This window comes from Streptomyces sp. NPDC056734 (assembly GCF_042790455.1).
GTDB lineage: Bacteria > Actinomycetota > Actinomycetes > Streptomycetales > Streptomycetaceae > Streptomyces.
Map to the genome: position 1 here is coordinate 268,225 of NZ_JBHTZD010000007.1, position 14,494 is coordinate 282,718.

The following is a 14,494-nucleotide window of genomic DNA, read 5'->3' on the forward strand; positions in this document are numbered from 1 at the left end:
GAGGTCCAGGCGATGGCATCCAAGGGAGAGGCGCGCAAGGAGGAGGCACTCCAGGGAGAGGCGCTCAAGGGAGAGGGCCTCAAGGAAGCGACACCGGGAACCGTGGACGACGACACCACCCACGCCCCCCTCACCCTCGTCATGCACACGGCCTTCTTCGTGCTGCTCGGCGCGTCCCTGGCCCGCTATCTCTCCCGCCACCCCGGCGATCCGCTGTCCCCGCTGGTCATCGCCCTGTCCGTGCTGCTGGCAGCGCTGTACGTGCTCGGCCCGGCCCTCGGCGCCCGGCTCACCCTGCGCCGGGTGACCTGGCTGGGCGCGGTGGTGGCCGCCTGGGCGGTGCTGGTGGTGCTCGCGCCGAGCTTCGCCTGGTGCGCGGTGCCGTTGTTCTACACCGGCCTGCGCACCCTGCCGCTGCGCGCCGCCGTGACCCTGGTCTGTCTGCTCACCGCGCTGACGGTCGCGGCCCAGCTGAAGCTGGCGGGCTGGCCGGATCCGAACGTCCTGCTGGCGCCCCCGGCCGTGGCGGCCGTCGCCACCACCGTCTTCGTCACGATGGAACGCCAGACCGCCCGCCAGCGCGCCCTCATCGACGACCTGGTCCGCACCCGCCGGGAACTGGCCGCCACCGAGCGCCGCGAGGGCACCCTCGCCGAGCGCGAACGGCTGGCCGGGGAGATCCACGACACGCTCGCCCAGGGCCTGTCCAGCCAGCGGATGCTGCTCCAGGCGGCCGACCGGCTGTGGGACACCGACGCGGCGACCGCCCGCGGCCACATCCACACCGCCGCGGCCATCGCCGAGAGCAATCTGGCCGAGGCCCGCCGTTTCGTGCACGACCTCACCCCGGCCGACCTGGCGGAGGCGGGCGGCCTGGTGGCGGCGCTGCGGGCGGTGGCGGAGCGGGAGTCCGGGGCCGGGGCCGGGGCTGGGGCTGGAGGTGGGCTGGGGTCGGGGTCAGGGTCCGGTGCGGGGACCGGCCTCACGGTCCGCGTGCACACCGAGGGCACCCCGGCGGCCCCCATCCCGGCCCCCGTGGAGGCGGCGCTGCTCCGTATCGCCCAGGGCGCCCTGGCGAACGTACGGGAACACGCCCACGCCCGTACCGCCACGGTCACCCTGACCTGCCTGGACGACCAGATCGTGCTGGACGTGGCGGACGACGGGGCCGGCTTCGACACCCGCGCCGAGCGGCCTTCGGGCCGGACGCGCGGCCACGGCCTCCCGGCGTCCAGGGCCCGGCTGCGCCAGCTCGGCGGCACGCTGACGGTGGAGTCGGCGCCGGGCGAGGGCACGGTCGTATCGGCGTCGATCCCCCTGCACACAGGGCCGCCCCACACGTCCCCGCCCCACACGTCCCCGCCCCACACGTCCCCGCCCCACACAGCCCCGCCCACCCCCGAAGGACAACCCAGATGACCGCGCCCCCCGTCCGCATCCTCCTCTGCGACGACCACGCGGTCGTCCGCGCGGGCCTGCTCGCCCTGCTGGGCAGCGCGCCGGACATCGAGGTGATCGGCGAGGCGGGCACCGGTGAGGAGGCGCTGGCGATGGCCCGCAAGCTGCGCCCGGACGTCGTACTGATGGATCTGCAACTGGGCGAGGGCATGGACGGCGTGGAGACCACCCGACGCCTGGTCGCCGACCGTCCGCCGGCCGACCGTCCGCCGACTGGCCGTCCGCCGGCCGGCGGCCCGCACGTCCTGGTCCTGACGACGTACGACACGGACGCCGACATCACCCGCGCCATCGAGGCGGGCGCCACGGGCTACCTCCTCAAGGCGGAGGGCCCCGACGAACTCTTCGCGGCGATCCACGCGGCGGCCGAGGGACGTACGGCCCTGTCCCCGCCGGTCGCGGGCCGCGTCATGGCCCAGCTGCGCAGCCCCGCCCCCACCCTCACGGCCCGCGAGCGCGACATCCTCACCCACCTCGCCCAGGGCCTGCCCAACCGCGAGATCGCCCGCGCCCTGTTCATCAGCGAGGCCACCGTCAAGACCCATCTCCGCCGTATCTACGACAAACTCGGCGTGGACACCCGTTCGGGCGCGGTCGCGGCGGCGAACGAACGACGCCTCCTGGGCTGACGACCTCAGCGCGCCGGACGCGACTCCCCTACCGCGATCCGGGCGAACTTGGTGAGCATCATCCCGTTGCGCACGGCGACGAGATAGTCCACCGGCAGCCCGTGCATCCGGGTGCCCGGCCCGCGCAGCGGATGCCAGTCGAGGGTGAACAGGGTGTGCCCGCCCCACGGCAGCAGCCGCATCGCGATCCGCGCGGCCCCGAACGGATCGGCCCGCGCCTCCAGCTCCAGCCGCCGTCCGGGTTCACAGATCCGTACGACACAGCTGTCGTCCAGGGTCAGCGGCCCGGCCCCCACCCGCACCCGCAGCCGCGCCCCGACCTGCGGCCAGCGCGGATCCACGGCCAGCACGGCCCGGGTGCCGGTGACCCACTCCCCGTACCGGTGCCCGTCGGCGAGCAGCGCCCAGACGTCGCCCGGCGCGGTGAGGATCAATCGCCGGCTGCGTGCCACAGGACCACACTCCTAAAAGGGCGATATGACCAGCGAAACGCCCCCGAGCGGATCACGCATCCGCGCATCGAACAACATCGGACGACTTCAGCGGATATCAGCGAACATCAGCAGACACCGGAGAACCCCGGAGAACATCGGCGAACATCGGCGAACGGAGACAGCGATGAAGATCGTGGTTGTCGGAGGTACGGGCCTCATCGGCTCGCAGGTGGTCGCGCTGCTGCGCGCGAACGGCCACGAGGCCCTCCCCGCCGCCCCCTCCACCGGCGTGAACGCCCTCACCGGAGCGGGCCTGCCCGAGGCGCTCAAGGACGCCGACGTGGTCGTGGACGTCTCGAACTCCCCGTCCTTCGAGGACGGACCGGCGCTGGACTTCTTCACCCGGTCGGCCCAGCACCTGTTCGCCGCCGAGCACGAGGCGGGCGTCCGCCATCACGTCGGCCTGTCCATCGTCGGCGTGGACCAGGTGCCCGGCTACGGCTACTACCTGGCGAAGGTCGCCCAGGAGCGGGCGGTGCGCGGCAGCGGGATGCCGTACAGCATCGTGCGGGCGACGCAGTTCTACGAGTTCATCGCGCCGGTGATGGACATGGCGACCGAGGGCACACGGGTACGGCTGCCGTCCCTGCCCCTGCGCCCGATCGCCTCGGCGGACGTCGCGGCGGCGGTGGCCCGGGCGGCCCAGGGCGCCCCCACGAACGGGGTGCGCGAGATCGCGGGACCGGAGATCCACGGCCTCGACCGCCTCGGCGAGATCACCCTCACGGCCCGCCCCGACGGCCGCACGGTCGTCACGGACGAGAACGCGAGCCTGTTCGCGGGGATGCCGGACGTTCTGACGGGCCCCGAGACCATCGAGACGACGGCGACCCGGTACGAGGACTGGCTGAGGACCGGCTGATGACAGGCGCGGGCCCCCGCCCAGGCGCGGGCCGGTCACTCGTGACAACCATCACACCCCCCAGCCCGCATAAGGCCCTAGCATTCGCGCCTGTCGTTCGGCTATGCGAACTACTCTTTCCTAGTTAATTCTCAAGGAAGACTTCTACAACCTTCCGCCGCGTGCGTCCGTCTGCCTAAGGCAGGGATGTGCAGGTGGACATGAAGAGGAGCCCAGAACGTGACCGTCCGTTCCTTCGCCCGCCGGATACGACCGCGAGTTGAGCGGAAGGCGTCCGAGAAGGTGTGGCAGCTGCGTACCATGCGGCGCCGCCGGAGGGCAGCGGTCACGGACCCGGTGCTCCGCCCCGTGGCCGTACGCGGCCAGCAGCTCTACGGCCGGGTCGTGACCCGGTTCACCGCCGTCGAGGCCGCCGCCGCCAACCTCGCCCTGGTCGTCGCCGCCCTGGAGCAGGAGGGCATCGCGTACTTCCTGGTCCCGGCCTCCCGCACCCGGCACACCGTCGGGGTGAACGCCGTGGACCGCGAGCGCTTCCTCACCGCCCTGGAGGCGCAGAACGCGGGCAAGGCGGTGTCCATCGGCCGCCCCCTGCCCGGCGGCAAGCTCAAGCACCCGGCGCTGTTCATGGACGGCGTCCTGCCGACCCCGCTGCGCACCGCGCCCGTGCTGCGCATCGGCGAGAACCACCTCGGCCCCGCCGGGCAGCTGCTCGCCGGGTTCGAGCTGGCCTGCGACGTGGAGTTCTGGGAGGACGGGGCGATGCTCCTCGCGGGCGAGGAGGGCGAGCGCCGGCTGGCCAAGGTGCAGCCGCAGGCGTCGGAGGACGTGTTCGCCGAGTCCCTCGTCGCGCCCCGCAACAACGGCCTCACGGACGTCCTGCCGGCCGCCGACCAGAAGCCGACCACCGTGCGCGTCGGCGACCGCGAGCTGCCGAGCTTCGTCCCGCTGACCCTGCCGACCGTCAACGACGTGACCTTCCCGGTTGACGTCGTCTACACCTGGGTGGACGGCGAGGAGCCGGCCATGCGCGCCAAGCGCGCCCGCTACCAGGACCGGGGCGTCGCCGAGATCCTGGACAAGGAGACCAACGCCTCCCGCTACACCAGCCACGACGAGCTGAAGTACTCGCTGCGCTCGCTCGCGATGTACGCCGGTTTCATCCGCCACATCTATCTGGTCACCGACGGCCAGAAGCCCCACTGGCTGGACGACAGCGTCCCCGGCATCACCGTCGTCGACCACCGGGACATCTTCCCGGCGGACGTCCTGCCGGTCTTCAACTCGCACGCGATCGAGACCCGCCTGCACCACATCCCGGGCCTGTCGGACCACTACCTCTACTTCAACGACGACGTGTTCGTGGGCCGCCCGGTCAGCGCCGAGCACTTCTTCCACGGCAGCGGTCTGATGAGGATCCCGGTCTCCCCCCTGAAGATCGGCATCGGCAAGCCGCACGCCGAGGAGACCGCCACCAACTCCGCCAGCAAGAACGTACGGCGGCTGCTGTTCGACAAGTTCGGCCGGATGACCACGAACAATTTCATGCACACCCCGCTGCCCCAGCAGCGCGAGACCCTGCGCACGCTGGAGGAGACCTTCCCGGCGGACATCCGCCGCACCACGGCCTCCCGCTTCCGCTCCCCGCAGGACATCGCCCTGACGGCCCCGCTCCTGTACCAGTACTCCCTGATGACCGGCCGCGGCGTACCGGGCCGCTACAGCTTCCGGTACGTGAACATCAGCCGCCCGGACGCCGAGCGCCGCCTCACGGACCTGCGCCGCAACCGCCGCTTCGACTTCTTCTGCCTCAACGACGTCGACGTACCGCAGGAGGAGCGCGAGCAGGTCAGCGTACGGATGGCCGAGTTCCTGGAGGACTACTTCCCCTTCCCGAGCCCGTTCGAGAAGCGCGACTGACGGGGGCCGGGGGCATGGACTTCCGACAGCATCTCGCGGCCCCGACCGGCCTGCGAGCCACCCGGGACCTGCTGGTCGGGCTGCGGCGCGGGCTGTCGTCCCGCCTGTGGACCCTGCGCCGCGCCCGGTCCCGCCGCCGCCTGCGCGCCGCCGTCCCCGGCCTGCGCCGGATCACCTTCGGACCGACGCGCCTGTACGGCCGTACCGTCGCCGCCTACACCGCGGCGGACGCCGCCGAGGCCGACCTCGAACGGATGTGCACGCTGCTGGAGGCCATCGGCGTCCCGTACTTCCTGGTGCCCGCCGAGCACGGCCGCGGGGCGCCCCGCCAGATCATCGGCGTGGAGGAGCGGCACCGGGCCACCGTCCTGTCCCGTGCGGCGCAGCGGTTCGCGGGCACCCCCGTCTATGTGGCCGAGGTGGCCCAGGACGGCTCGGTGCCCCGGGCCGTGCTGTGGGCGGACGGCCGGCTGCCGAAGCCGCTCCGCGGGGCCCCGGTGCTGCGGACCGGCGTGATCCGGCTGGGCCCGGCGGGCCAGCTGCTCAGCGGCCTGGAGGCGGGCTGCGACATAGAGTTCTGGCGCCACGGCCGCGACCTGGCAACCTCCCCCGGCACCGACCCGGCCTGGCTCACCGTGCCGGGCAGCCGTCTGCCCGACGTCTTCGGCCCGGCGCTCGTCGCCCCGCGCCGCAACCCGGTCTCGGAGGTGCTCCCGCCGGCCGCGCAGCTCCCGGCCGCGGTCCCGGGCCGCCGCCGCAGTGTGCCGACGTTCGCCCCGTTCGCCGAGCCCGGCATCGACGACGTGCTCTTCCCCGTCGACGCCGTGTACACCTGGGTCGACGGCGACGATCCCGCGCTGGCCGCGAAACGCCGGGCGCACCAGAGCCGGTCCGCGGGCGAGATCGCCGCGCGCGAGACGGGCGCGTCCCGCTACACGAGCCACGACGAGCTGAAGTACGCCCTGCGCTCACTGGAGATGTACGCGGATTTCATCCGCCACGTCTATCTGGTCACCGACGGCCAGACCCCGTCCTGGCTGGACCCGGCGACCCCCGGCCTGACGGTCATCGACCACCGCGACATCCTCCCGCCGGACGCCCTCCCCGTCTTCAACTCGCACGCGATCGAAAGCCGCCTGCACCACATCCCCGGCCTGTCGGACCACTACCTCTACTTCAACGACGACGTCTTCATCAACCGCCCGGTCACCGCCGAACACTTCTTCCACGGCAACGGAATAGCCCGCATCCCCTTCTCCCCCCTCAAACTGGGCGTAGGCACCCCCCACCCCCTGGAACCGGCCCCCAACTCAGCGGGAAAGAACACCCGCGAGGTGATCAGCCGCTACCACGGCCGCAACATCACCCACAAATCCCTCCACACCCCCCACCCCCAACTCCTCTCGGTGATGCGCGAAATGGAGTCCCTCGGCATCGAGGAACTCCACCGCACCTCCTACTCCCGCTTCCGCTCCACCACCGACCTGGCCCCCGCCTCCACCCTCCACCACCACTGGGCCATCGCCACCGGCCGGGCCATCCCCGCGGAATACCACTTCCGCTACGTCCAGTTGGGCACCCCCGACATGCCCCGCCGCCTGGCCCGCCTGACCTCCGGCGAAGCCGTCGACTTCTTCTGCCTCAACGACGTGGACACCCCACCCGAGTCCAGAGCAGCGGCCCAGTCGGCGATCCACACCTTCCTGACCCGCAAATACCCTTTCCCCAGCCGCTACGAGGCCACGGCCCCGCGCACCCACCTGCCGGAAACGGTCTCGTCCCAGCCCCTCCACAAGGAGCCCCAGCCTCACGACTGACCGCAGGTCCGGGCCGGGCGCGAGGTCACGGCGCTGTTCCCCAACGGTGACGGGTCCACCGCCATCGACGGCAGGGCACGCTGAGGGACGTGGGGCAGGTGTGCTTCGCAGTCGAGGGTCGCCGTTCCGTGAGCGGCGACCCTCCAGGACGGTGAACTGCCGACGCGCACGGCGCTCTCGGCCGTCCCGACGACAGGGGAGCACCCCCGTCCGCCGGACTACTGGTCGACGTACAGCCCTGGAATATGCAGCCGAGAGGCCGCGACGAACTCATAGATCAAGGACCGTGAGGTGTCCCGGAGCGACTCCAGCTCCTCCCGCGACCGCGCACCGTGGATCCGGTCGGCCGCCTTGAGCGCCTCGCGCCCCAGCGCGTCCAGCGCCGCCGAGTGCGTGAGCAACTCGGAGCGGAACATGGCCTCCATGGCCGCGGTCCGCGACCGCTCCGTTTCCCGCCGCAGCTCAGTCACCGAACCCTCCTCGCCAGAGCGGAGATCGTGCCTGGCGAACCAGAAGTCCAGCTGACCGCGCCGATAGTTCGCCAGCGCACCCGCGTAGGCGCAATAGGCGTCTATCCGTTCCCGCCGCAACTGCTCGTCACGGGTGAACCGCTCGGTCCGCAGCGCGGTGCGCCGCTGGAACAGATGGGTCAAGGCAGAGCCGAGCAGCGTACCCAGCACGGCTATGAGGCTTGTCGCAACGACTTCCATACCGTCAGCGAAGCAGGTTCGCGCGCCGCACGTACCCTTCCGCCAACTGCAACTCCCGTATGGATACCGGTACATGGCGACGGTGCAGATCTGCTGGCCGCGATCAGGTGAGGCCGGGGACCAGGGGTGTGCCGAGGAGGCACACTCCTGCGGGGCGAACGTCACCCGGCAAGTGCTTGCAGGTCGGCTGAGGCCGCGGTTGTGTCTGCGAGATCGGGACCGGGATGGGGATCGGGCATGTGCAGGCCACGACCGTGCAGGTGGCCGCTGACCGCAAGGTGCTGGAGCCCGACCAGGCCGAACCCGCACTGATCAGCGATCTACGGCCACTCGTCCCCGCGAACGGTGAGGCCCTTCGACATCGTGCCCGGTGAGGCACTGGCGGAGGATACGAGATTCCGCTGTGAGTAGCCGGAGTGGATCAGTTACGGAGCGGCTGCCGCGCCCCCGTCGATACGCACGAGTGATCTTTTGGCGACGTCGACACGATACGCGATGCCCGGCTCCAAGAGCTCTCTCTGCAGCAAAAGGTCATGAGCGTCCACGTCGAGGCTGATTCCTTGGAGCGGCAGTTGGTGTAGGGCATTCAGAACAGTGCGCCGGAACTCGTCCTCGGTTTCCTGTGTGCCGCCTTCGAGCGTCACCGTTTCATAGACAAGCCGAATCTGTCCGCTCGTCTTCTCGTATACGACGCAGCATTGGGTGGACTCAACTCGTTCCTGAATGGTGGATCCGAAATCCATGATTTAACCCCATGTGTCACAGACGGCCAACGATGAAACAATTGATCCATTGCCATAGGCGAAGACGGTTACCGAGGTTACTTTCTCATCGTTGATGATGGGAGGTAGGCCCGGTGTGTCACGCGTGAAAAACTGTCCGTTGGCATCGAAGCCGGAGAATCTGAAGATCCCGGTCATAGCACTACCTGAACCGGATGCCTGAAATAGTGATACGCGTGCAACTGTGGGGCGTGCAGAAAAATTGAAAGTACGGAAGTAGAACGTGTTATCCCCGGGGACTGTGAACCACTGCCAGTTTTGGCCGATGATAGTGGACATATTCTCGTCTCCTATTCGCCGTCGTCTGCAGCGTGTGGGTTCGATCGTGGCTCACCGGCAAGGTTAGGTAGGGAGACTGCTTTATACCGCAGGCGCACGGAGTCGTCGGTAAAATGTACTGGAATGGCCTACCGGAGGCCTGAGCGCTGCTGGTCTCTGCTGGGCGGAAGCACCCCCCAACCGCTACTACGTCTTCGCCCCCGGCTGACCGCACCCCACCGAGTCGACGACCTCGAACTACACGCTCATCAAGATCGATAGGACAGCGACGACTTAATCAGTGGGGTCGATCAGAAGTGGCTAAGGATCCAGTTCTGCAGATAGCCGGCTCCCACTTCGCTGTAGTTCGCGCCGGTGGAGCAGTTCTGTCCTTTCATGACGCCCACCTGGAAGAGTTCACCGCCGATGCTAACCATCAACGGGCCTCCGCTGTCGCCGGGACAGGGGCCGCCGCTGGTCGGGATCGATTTCAGTCCTGCGTCGTCCGGTTGGGCCGGCATAATGGACACGCCCTTGAACTGCATCTGAGCGGGAAGCTGACCGGCGCCGTTCTGGCCCCATCCCGCAATGACGCCGTCGTCGTAGTGCGTGAACGGACCACCCTGTTGGCCGTCCCACCGGTAGCTCTGGCTGGTATCGGCCAAACTGATCGGAGCGATGTCGGTCACCGGAGATTCTAGTTTCAGAAGAGCTATATCATTGTGCCCGCCGGTGTACCCGGGATAGGAGTAGAGCGCGATGGCCTTCCTGACTTGCCCGCCGGTGTCCTTGAGATTGGTGCCGACACGCACGGTCATGTCGCCGGGATTGGTGACACCGCCCACGCAATGGGCTGCAGTGAGCACCCAGTTGGTTTTGATGAGAGTTCCGGTGCAAAAGGTCCCCCCGACGTACGAGACTTTGGCAACGAAGTTGAAAGAGGCGTCGGTGACCGCATTGCCGCCGGTTATCGCCTGGGCGGAGGGCGGGGCGAGGCCTGTTATTCCTGCGCTGATCAGGCCGCCGACGACTAATAGAAGCAATGAATTTCTGAGAGTTCTTAGACGTTCGAAAGACATGGCTTGCCCTTCTCTCCCGCCGATCAGGGTGCCCCTCAGCCAGTCTTGCGCGCTCTGCTCCGCTCCGCCAGCCGAGCAGGGCTTCGGCGAAGTTGGTCGGATAGGGCGCGAGGCTGAACCTGTACTGCCGTCCGGCGTAGCCTCGGCTATTCGGGCTGCCCTGAACGAGGGTTGGACTCCGACGGCTCCGGGCTCCGCGTTCCATATCGACCAGCCCGCTGGCTTCACACTCTCGTACTGAGCGGCTTTGGGAGTGATCACCGTTTTAGGAGTTCGACCCTCGGGGCCTCACAGCACTCGGGATCGCGGGCTGAAGGCCGTCGCCGACTGTCTAGGGCTGCCCTCTTCTATCGTCGTTTGTGTCAGGGATGGATGTCAGAACGGGAGCTGTTCCGGCTCCTCAGAGATCCGCCGGGTGAACTCGTCAACGACCATCAACGACCTGGGGTACCACGTGTTGGGCGTCTTCATTCTGCAGTGCCTCGATGAGGGCTTTCCGGACCGTCGTGTATGGCCCTCCGGCGTGAGAGGAACGGGTCCGGCACAGAAGTCATCTCATTTGGCAAGTCTGCGGTAGCAGATCGGAGTGCAGGCCATGCTGGTGAAGGTCAGGAAGTGGTCGGCCTTGCGTTCGTAGCGGCGGTGCAGGCCCGGCCGGGGCCGGGGCGCGCGGGGGGAGCCGCCTTGAACCAGCGGAGAAGGTTGTTACTCAGGCTCAGTCGTGGTGATGCGCCACAGGGGAGCGTCGCGTGTGTGTGACTCCGCGGTACCGGGCCTCGGTCTCGAACTGGTCCAGTCGGGGCAGAGCGTCTCCGGGTCCAGTTTCCCCGTCGGCTGGTCCGTGAGCCACGCCGCCTTGTTGCGCTCGTAGTCACTCTCCGAGTACCCGCAGATCTCGCGACTGAGGGCTTCCACCTCGTCCAGGCTCGCCGTCGCCATGATCGCGCGGGCCAACTCGTTGCGGCTCAACGCGTGGTCCATGTCGGCTTCGTGGACCTTCAACGACCATGCCCGTGCCACCTCGAAGCGGCGGTGCCTGGACTGCGACGGCACCGGCAAGGAGTGAGCACGGATGATCTACATCATCGACAACCACCCCAGCCCGGACTCACCGCGACTCGGGGCGATGACCCTGCACCCGATCCCGGAATCCGTACCCAGAGCCCGGCGCTGGTTCCGGAAGTTCTCGGAACTGGCCACCGACGCCATCGTCCACGGCCGGTCGGATGATCCGTGGCACGTCCGGGTGGCCTGGTACCGCGAAGGCGACTCACGCAGGGTGGAGGTGCACCCCGGCTACCCGGCGAACGTACAACTGCGCCGGCCGGACGCGAACGACGCGCACGGGCGCGCTCTCCTCCTCGTCGACGCCATCGCCGACTCCTGGCACTCCGGCCCCAGCCACTTCGGCGGCACGGTTGTCTCCTTCACCATGGCCGACGCCTGGCCGACATAACCGATACAGAACCCGCCTGGTCCGACAAGCCAAGTGTCGTTTGTCTGGCGGACACATCTCAGGCGGGAATCTGAGCCGGACAACGTTGAAGGGCCCCGCTGCGAACAGCGGGGCCCTTCAACATCGTGCCCGGTGAGGCACTGGCGGAGGATACGAGATTCGAACTCGTGAGGGTGTGAACCCAACACGCTTTCCAAGCGTGCGCCCTAGGCCTCTAGGCGAATCCTCCGCCAGGAACATTACATGACCGAGAGGAGTGGTCGCGAACTCGTTCCCGCACCTCACATCGGGTACCCTGTGCGAAGCCCCTCACGCGGCGCTATCTGACTGAACTCCCCCAGGGCCGGAAGGCAGCAAGGGTAGGTTGGCTCTGGCGGGTGCGTGGGGGGCGCTGACGTTTCGCCCCCAGCTTCCGGTTCACCGGACCTCCGGGCCTCGGGCCCCGGGGCCCCGCCCCCGCTCTCCCCACCCTCTCCCTCCCCACGGCGGAGCCCGATGTCAGTGGGCGCCTATAACCTCGTATGCGTGTCGTCTCTCGCGCTGTACCGCCGTTATCGCCCGGAGTCGTTCGCCGAGGTCATCGGGCAGGAGCATGTCACCGACCCGTTGCAGCAGGCGCTGCGGAACAACCGGGTCAATCACGCGTACCTGTTCAGCGGGCCGCGCGGGTGCGGCAAGACGACCAGTGCCCGGATTCTGGCGCGGTGCCTGAATTGTGAGCAGGGGCCCACGCCTACCCCATGCGGGCAGTGCCAGTCCTGCCAGGATCTCGCCCGCACCGGGCCCGGTTCCATCGACGTCATCGAGATCGACGCGGCCTCTCACGGTGGTGTGGACGACGCCCGTGACCTGCGCGAAAAGGCGTTCTTCGGGCCCGCCGGCAGCCGGTACAAGATCTACATCATCGACGAGGCCCACATGGTCACGTCGGCCGGATTCAACGCGCTGCTCAAGGTCGTCGAGGAGCCGCCCGAGCATCTGAAGTTCATCTTCGCCACCACCGAGCCCGAGAAGGTCATCGGGACCATCCGGTCGCGGACCCACCACTACCCCTTCCGGCTCGTCCCGCCCGGCACCCTGCGCGAGTATCTCGGCGAGGTGTGCCAGAAAGAGGACATTCCGGTCGAGGATGGAGTGCTTCCGCTCGTCGTGCGTTCCGGCGCCGGGTCCGTGCGTGACTCCATGTCCGTCATGGACCAGCTGCTCGCCGGCGCCGGTCCCGACGGTGTGACCTACGCCATGGCCACCTCCCTCCTCGGCTACACCGAGGGCTCCCTCCTCGACTCCGTCGTCGAATCCTTCGCCACCGGCGACGGCGCCGCCGCCTTCGAGATCGTCGACCGTGTCATCGAGGGGGGCAACGACCCTCGGCGGTTCGTCGCCGACCTCCTGGAGCGCCTGCGTGACCTCGTGATCCTCGCCGCCGTCCCGGACGCCGCCGAGAAGGGGCTCATCGACGCGCCCGTCGATGTCATCGAGCGGATGCAGGCCCAGGCCGGCGTCTTCGGCGCCGCCGAGCTGAGCCGCGCCGCCGACCTCGTCAACGAAGGTCTCACCGAGATGCGCGGCGCCACCTCCCCCCGCCTCCAGCTCGAACTCATCTGCGCCCGCGTCATGCTCCCCGCCGCCTACGGCGACGAGCGCTCCGTCATGGCCCGCCTCGACAAGCTGGAGCGCGGCGTCCAGTTCGTCGGGGGCGGACCCGCCGGGATGCCCGCCGTGGGGTACGTTCCCGGGCCCGACTCCCATGGCTACCCGGCTTCCCCGATGCCCTCGCCCATGCCCGCCCCGACCGCTGCGCCCGTTCCGCCCGGTGGCGGGCCTGCCGCAGCGCGCGCCGCCGTGCGGCCTCAGGGCGGTGACGGGCCCGCCAGCGACGAGGGTCACAGCGACGCCGGTGGTGGCTACGACCCTGGCCCCAGTACTTCCAATACCTCCAACATCGCCAGTACCGCCAGTGGCCCGGCTGCCGGATCTCCCACCGCCATCGCCGCCGACGCCGCGCCCCCCGCCCCCGGCGCCTGGCCCGCCGGCGGTGGTGGCCGTCGCCCCGGCGGCTGGCCCACCGCCGCGCCCGCCGGCGGTGGCGGCCGCCCTACGACGGGCTCCCCGACCCCCGCATCCCCCGCGCCCCCCGTATCCCCGGCCGCCCCCTCCCCACCCCCCGCGAGCGCCCCCGCCCCGATGAGCCCGCCCCCCTCCGGCGGGCTCGACCCCCGCGTCCTCTGGCCGAACATCCTGGAGGCGGTCAAGAACCGCCGCCGTTTCACCTGGATCCTCCTCAGCCAGAACGCCCAGGTCATCGGCTTCGACGGCACCACCCTCCAACTCGGCTTCGTCAACGCCGGCGCCCGTGACAACTTCGCGGGCAGTGGCAGCGAGGACGTACTACGGCAGGCCCTGGTCGAGCAGTTCAATGTCAACTGGAAGATCGAAGCGTCCGTCGACCCGTCCGGGGGCTCCGCCCCGCCCCCCTCCGGCGGCTCCTTCGGCTCCGGCCCATCGGGCGGCGCCGCCTTCTCCGGCGGCACTGCCGGTGGCAATACCGGTGGAGGCAGCGGTGGCGGGTCCGGCGGTGCCGGCGGCTCCGGATTCTCCGGTGGCGGCGGAAGCGGAGGCTACGGCGGCGGCGCTCCCACCAGTGGTTACGGCGGTGGCGGTACGGCCGGTGGCTATGGCGGTGGCGCTACGGCCGTACAGTCGCCGCCCTCCCCCCAGGCCACGGCCCCCTCCCCGCCGGCAGCCGCCTCCGCCCCGGCCGCTTCCGTCAACCCGCCCGCCCCCAGACCTGCCGCCCCCGCCCCCGCCCGCGTCCCCGATCCCGTCGCCCCCGAGGACGACATGCCGGAGGACGACGATCCCGATCTCGACGAGTCGGCCCTGTCTGGTCAGGAGCTGATCGTGCGGGAGCTGGGGGCCACAGTGCTGGACGAGTTCACCAACGAGTAGAAGAAGACGAGTAACAACCCCACCACCCCCACCCCCTCGGCAACCCTCACAAAGACCCCCCGCCCGCTGCGGCTAGGCTGACC

At 69.5% G+C, this 14,494-nt stretch carries 12 protein-coding genes, 1 tRNA gene, 1 other RNA gene and 1 pseudogene; 8 read left to right on the forward strand and 7 right to left on the reverse strand.

Annotated elements, in window-relative coordinates; all coding sequences use genetic code 11:
- The first annotated feature begins 141 nt into the window (after positions 1–141).
- Both ACFRFC_RS13275 and ACFRFC_RS13280 read left to right on the forward strand, forming a co-directional pair.
- Positions 142–1,419: a sensor histidine kinase gene (locus ACFRFC_RS13275; RefSeq protein WP_382682860.1), complete on the forward strand. Its 1,278-nt coding sequence runs from the start codon at positions 142–144 to the stop codon at positions 1,417–1,419.
- The gene (locus ACFRFC_RS13280) at positions 1,416–2,087 is read left to right on the forward strand and encodes a response regulator (RefSeq protein ID WP_382682331.1); all 672 of its coding nucleotides are present in this window, start codon (positions 1,416–1,418) and stop codon (positions 2,085–2,087) included. Before ACFRFC_RS13275 ends, ACFRFC_RS13280 begins: the two co-directional genes overlap by 4 nt.
- Positions 2,088–2,092: 5 nt before the next feature.
- Here the strand turns inward: ACFRFC_RS13280 and ACFRFC_RS13285 are convergent, their stop codons facing one another.
- Positions 2,093–2,539: an SRPBCC family protein gene (locus ACFRFC_RS13285; RefSeq protein WP_382682329.1), complete on the reverse strand. Its 447-nt coding sequence runs from the start codon at positions 2,537–2,539 to the stop codon at positions 2,093–2,095.
- 166 nt (positions 2,540–2,705) lie between these two features.
- Between ACFRFC_RS13285 and ACFRFC_RS13290 the strand changes: the two genes are divergently transcribed.
- The 3 genes from ACFRFC_RS13290 (at position 2,706) to ACFRFC_RS13300 (ending at position 7,177) form a co-directional block, all read left to right on the forward strand.
- Positions 2,706–3,443, forward strand: a complete 738-nt coding sequence (locus ACFRFC_RS13290) for an SDR family oxidoreductase (RefSeq protein WP_382682327.1) — start codon at positions 2,706–2,708, stop codon at positions 3,441–3,443.
- A gap of 219 nt (positions 3,444–3,662) precedes the next feature.
- The gene (locus ACFRFC_RS13295) at positions 3,663–5,360 is read left to right on the forward strand and encodes a stealth family protein (RefSeq protein WP_382682325.1); all 1,698 of its coding nucleotides are present in this window, start codon (positions 3,663–3,665) and stop codon (positions 5,358–5,360) included.
- Positions 5,361–5,374: 14 nt separating this feature from the next.
- Positions 5,375–7,177: a stealth family protein gene (locus ACFRFC_RS13300; RefSeq protein WP_382682322.1), complete on the forward strand. Its 1,803-nt coding sequence runs from the start codon at positions 5,375–5,377 to the stop codon at positions 7,175–7,177.
- A gap of 218 nt (positions 7,178–7,395) precedes the next feature.
- Here ACFRFC_RS13300 and ACFRFC_RS13305 read toward each other — a convergent pair whose 3' ends face one another.
- The 5 genes and pseudogenes from ACFRFC_RS13305 to ACFRFC_RS13325 all read right to left on the reverse strand — a co-directional run.
- A complete protein-coding gene (locus tag ACFRFC_RS13305; protein WP_382682320.1) occupies positions 7,396–7,887 on the reverse strand; it encodes a hypothetical protein in 492 nt (163 codons plus the stop codon).
- Between the two features lie 425 nt (positions 7,888–8,312).
- Positions 8,313–8,630: a hypothetical protein gene (locus tag ACFRFC_RS13310; protein ID WP_382682317.1), complete on the reverse strand. Its 318-nt coding sequence runs from the start codon at positions 8,628–8,630 to the stop codon at positions 8,313–8,315.
- Between the two features lie 3 nt (positions 8,631–8,633).
- Positions 8,634–8,948 (reverse strand): hypothetical protein, encoded by a 315-nt coding sequence (locus ACFRFC_RS13315; RefSeq protein WP_382682315.1) that lies wholly within the window; start codon positions 8,946–8,948, stop codon positions 8,634–8,636.
- 290 nt (positions 8,949–9,238) lie between these two features.
- Complete coding sequence (locus ACFRFC_RS13320; RefSeq protein WP_382682313.1) at positions 9,239–10,006, reverse strand: S1 family peptidase; 768 nt, start codon at positions 10,004–10,006, stop codon at positions 9,239–9,241.
- Positions 10,007–10,754: 748 nt separating this feature from the next.
- Positions 10,755–11,002, reverse strand: a pseudogene (locus ACFRFC_RS13325) (hypothetical protein); the annotation flags it as partial.
- Positions 11,003–11,078: 76 nt separating this feature from the next.
- Between ACFRFC_RS13325 and ACFRFC_RS13330 the strand changes: the two are divergent.
- Positions 11,079–11,462 carry an ATP-binding protein gene (locus ACFRFC_RS13330; protein WP_382682310.1) on the forward strand — a complete coding sequence of 128 codons (384 nt, stop codon included), beginning with the start codon at positions 11,079–11,081 and terminating at the stop codon, positions 11,460–11,462.
- 141 nt (positions 11,463–11,603) lie between these two features.
- On the opposite strand, the gene ACFRFC_RS13335 is transcribed toward ACFRFC_RS13330, so the two are convergent.
- A tRNA-Ser gene (locus tag ACFRFC_RS13335) sits at positions 11,604–11,691 on the reverse strand.
- Positions 11,692–11,762: 71 nt separating this feature from the next.
- On the opposite strand from ACFRFC_RS13335, the gene ffs reads away from it, so the two are divergent.
- Both ffs and ACFRFC_RS13345 read left to right on the forward strand, forming a co-directional pair.
- An RNA gene (ffs, locus tag ACFRFC_RS13340) (signal recognition particle sRNA small type) lies at positions 11,763–11,861 on the forward strand.
- A gap of 126 nt (positions 11,862–11,987) precedes the next feature.
- Positions 11,988–14,411, forward strand: coding sequence for a DNA polymerase III subunit gamma and tau (locus ACFRFC_RS13345; RefSeq protein WP_382682308.1), 2,424 nt, complete (start codon positions 11,988–11,990; stop codon positions 14,409–14,411).
- Positions 14,412–14,494: the final 83 nt, after the last annotated feature.

Bases quoted from the DNA above. Each gene is read 5' to 3' on its own strand.
- ACFRFC_RS13275 (WP_382682860.1), top strand. From the start codon at position 142: ATGCACACGGCCTTCTTCGTGCTGCTCGGCGCGTCCCTGGCCCGCTAT.
- ACFRFC_RS13280 (WP_382682331.1), top strand. From the start codon at position 1,416: ATGACCGCGCCCCCCGTCCGCATCCTCCTCTGCGACGACCACGCGGTC.
- ACFRFC_RS13290 (WP_382682327.1), top strand. From the start codon at position 2,706: ATGAAGATCGTGGTTGTCGGAGGTACGGGCCTCATCGGCTCGCAGGTG.
- ACFRFC_RS13300 (WP_382682322.1), top strand. From the start codon at position 5,375: ATGGACTTCCGACAGCATCTCGCGGCCCCGACCGGCCTGCGAGCCACC.
- ACFRFC_RS13305 (WP_382682320.1), bottom strand. From the start codon at position 7,887: ATGGAAGTCGTTGCGACAAGCCTCATAGCCGTGCTGGGTACGCTGCTC.
- ACFRFC_RS13310 (WP_382682317.1), bottom strand. From the start codon at position 8,630: ATGGATTTCGGATCCACCATTCAGGAACGAGTTGAGTCCACCCAATGC.
- ACFRFC_RS13315 (WP_382682315.1), bottom strand. From the start codon at position 8,948: ATGTCCACTATCATCGGCCAAAACTGGCAGTGGTTCACAGTCCCCGGG.
- ACFRFC_RS13320 (WP_382682313.1), bottom strand. From the start codon at position 10,006: ATGTCTTTCGAACGTCTAAGAACTCTCAGAAATTCATTGCTTCTATTA.
- ACFRFC_RS13330 (WP_382682310.1), top strand. From the start codon at position 11,079: ATGATCTACATCATCGACAACCACCCCAGCCCGGACTCACCGCGACTC.